This is a genomic window from Arthrobacter agilis, assembly GCF_002953615.1.
In the GTDB taxonomy this organism is placed as follows: Bacteria; Actinomycetota; Actinomycetes; order Actinomycetales; family Micrococcaceae; genus Arthrobacter_D; species Arthrobacter_D agilis_B.
In genome coordinates, this window is record NZ_CP024915.1 from 3,467,065 (window position 1) to 3,469,160 (window position 2,096).

A 2,096-nucleotide genomic window follows, 5' to 3' on the forward strand; every position below is an offset into this window, starting at 1 on the left:
ACGCCGGCCGTCGCCGAGGAACGTGCGCTCAACATCCTGCGGTTCAAGTCCGCGAAGTACTCCATGGAGCGTCCGCTGATGCTCGGTGGAGCGCTGGCCGGGGCCGATGAGGCCCTGCTCACGGCGTTCTCCGCTTTCGCCCTCCCCCTCGGCGAGGCTTTCCAGCTGCGGGACGATGTCCTCGGCGTGTTCGGGGATCCCGTGGTCACGGGCAAGCCGGCGGGTGACGACCTCCGCGAGGGCAAGCGCACCTTCCTGATCGCCCGCGCGATCGGCTCGAGCGGACCCGAGGCAGGCGCGTCGATCAACGCGATGCTGGGCGATACGTCCCTCGACGACATCGCGGTCGATGCGCTGCGGAGCCTCATCATCGGGAGCGGCGCCCTGGCCCACACCGAACACCTCATCGCGCGGAAGTCCGAGGAGGCCTTCGAGGCACTGGCCGGGCTCCCGATCGATACGGTGGCGAAGCGTGCACTCCGCCTGCTCGCGGAGGCGGCGGTCACGCGGACCGCGTGACCCCTGCGGAGGGATGCCTCCGCTCAGTTCCTGCCTACCAGGCGGCTGCCTGGGCGCGACGGCGGATCTCGGTCTTCCGCCCCTCGCGCAGAGCGTCGATGGGGCGGCCCGGAAGAGTCTCGTCCTCGGTGTAGAGCCAGCGGATGATGTCCTCGTCGCCGTAGCCGGAATCGGCCAGGACGACGACGGTCCCCCGCAGGCTGTCCAGGACGGTGCCGTCGACGAGGAACTCGGTCGGCACGCTGCGGACGTTGCGGTCGCCGATCCGCACGCTGACGAGCGACCTGTCGCTGATGAGCGAGTGCACCCTGGTGATCGGCAGATCGAGGGCCTCGGCCACCTCGGGGAGATTGAGCCAGGACGGGACGAGTTGTTCGAGTTCAGTCACCGTTCAAGGGTGCCATGCTCCAGCAGCCATCTCCACTCGGGCGAGTCGGCGGACAGCGCCCCCGCGGACCGCGTATCCGGGCAATACGTCTTACGACGGGGCCCGACACGCCGACAGTCGTCTGTGCCGCCTATTGTTCGGCTCTTGTGCTACACCGCATTTCGTGTAAATTCACAGGAGTCACACAAGTAACAGTATCAACAGGTGACTCAATAGCATCACCAGCACGTGCACCGGCCCGGTTCCGAGCACCACTCCGGGCAGGTGCGTCCGCGCGGACTCAGCCGCCAACAGACGAGGAACGAACAATGACTGCCCAGCGATCGAAAGCACCGCTGAACGGCACCCGCAGGAAGGCCGTCGGCGCCAGCCCACGCGGCCTGAACGTCGCCGTGACCACCGCCGCCCTGCCCGCGGTGATTCTCTCTTCCGTGGCCCTCGCCCAACCGGCGACGGCAGCACCCGCCCCGCAGGCTTCCACCGCACGGCACCTCGCAGCGACGGTGACACCCGTTCCTGCCCGTTCCATGGTGCCCGCGGCCCTCGTCGCGAGCCAGGTCCCCGCGCAGAAGATCGCCATCGTGACGCAGACGGTGCCCAGCAGCTACACGATCAAGCCGGGCGACACGATCGGCGCGATCTCCAAGCGGTACGGGCTCTCCACGGACGCCGTCCTCAAGCTCAACCGGATGGACGCGCGCACCGTCATCTATCCCGGGCAGAAGATCAAGCTGACCGGGAGCACCGCCCCGACGGCCAAGCCGGCTCCTGCCGCCCCCGCCCCGCAGTCCGCGACGACCTACGTCGTCAAGCCCGGTGACACCCTCGGGGCCATCGCCGCCCGCAACGGCGTCAGCCTGCAGAGCCTCCTGGCCGCCAACAAGCTCTCGATGACCTCGATCATCTACCCCGGCCAGAAGCTCGGCCTCGGAGGCAAGGCACCCGCGGCGACACCGGCTCCCGCCCCTGCCCCTGCCCCTGCCGGCGGCACCTACACGGTCAAGCCGGGCGACACCCTCGGCGCCATCGCCTCGCGCACCAAGGTGGGCCTGACTGCACTCCTGAAGGCCAACAACCTGTCCATGTCGTCGATCATCCACCCCGGGCAGGTGCTGAAGCTGTCCGGCACCGCCCCGGCGCAGCCGACGCCACCGAAGGCCACCCCTCCCGTCGTGGCGTAATGCCCGAC

The 2,096-nt window shown here is 68.9% G+C and carries 3 protein-coding genes; 2 read left to right on the forward strand and 1 reads right to left on the reverse strand.

Annotated features, from left to right (window positions below):
• On the forward strand, nt 1–519 hold a 519-nt coding region (locus CVO76_RS17115; protein WP_208740247.1), incomplete at its 5' end, for a polyprenyl synthetase family protein.
• Between the two features lie 34 nt (nt 520–553).
• Here the strand turns inward: CVO76_RS17115 and CVO76_RS17120 are convergent.
• Nucleotides 554–907 carry an Rv2175c family DNA-binding protein gene (locus tag CVO76_RS17120; protein WP_208740248.1) on the reverse strand — a complete coding sequence of 118 codons (354 nt, stop codon included), beginning with the start codon at nt 905–907 and terminating at the stop codon, nt 554–556.
• Nucleotides 908–1,215: 308 nt separating this feature from the next.
• Between CVO76_RS17120 and CVO76_RS17125 the strand changes: the two genes are divergently transcribed.
• The gene (locus tag CVO76_RS17125; protein ID WP_208740249.1) at nt 1,216–2,088 is read left to right on the forward strand and encodes a muramidase family protein; all 873 of its coding nucleotides are present in this window, start codon (nt 1,216–1,218) and stop codon (nt 2,086–2,088) included.
• The last annotated feature ends 8 nt before the right edge of the window (nt 2,089–2,096 follow it).

Bases quoted from the DNA above. Each gene is read 5' to 3' on its own strand.
- CVO76_RS17125 (WP_208740249.1), top strand. From the start codon at position 1,216: ATGACTGCCCAGCGATCGAAAGCACCGCTGAACGGCACCCGCAGGAAG.